We start from the raw sequence: 372 nt of genomic DNA, 5'->3' as shown, positions 1-372 counted from the left end.
CTTCGCTGACCCCGGCCGGGCCATTGGCGAAAAACGCCTGCAGCAGTTTGAACTTGTCCAGGTCGAGGCCCGGTGACATCACCGACAACACGCTCGACCAGTCGAGCCAGGAAGCCCGCACGTCAGGCGCCAGGGCCTCCACCGCCGCCTGGATCAGGCCCGCATCGCCCTCGGCGCTGAACAACACCACACCGTGCAACTTGAACCCCATCAGCGACAACCGATGCGGGTGCAGCGGCCGATGGTGAAAACGGATATCGCTTGTATGCTCGCGGACCTGGCGCAGCACCCCGTAGGCGTTGGAACTGATGTCGTCTTTCAGCAGGGCGATCAGCGAGGCCAGTTCGAACGCCGCCTTTTCACTGGCGGCGC

Annotated in this window: 1 protein-coding gene; it reads right to left on the bottom strand. The window is 64.2% G+C overall.

The window, feature by feature from the left end:
• Positions 1-372 (bottom strand): DUF6543 domain-containing protein (locus KW848_RS31390; RefSeq protein WP_218539185.1); only part of this gene is annotated, 372 nt, incomplete at both ends.

Origin of the sequence: Pseudomonas sp. PDM25, assembly GCF_019219045.1 — a bacterium.
Taxonomy (GTDB): Bacteria; Pseudomonadota; Gammaproteobacteria; order Pseudomonadales; family Pseudomonadaceae; genus Aquipseudomonas.
Note: the sequence above shows the minus strand (reverse complement) of the source record. Positions and strands in the feature narration are given on the sequence as shown.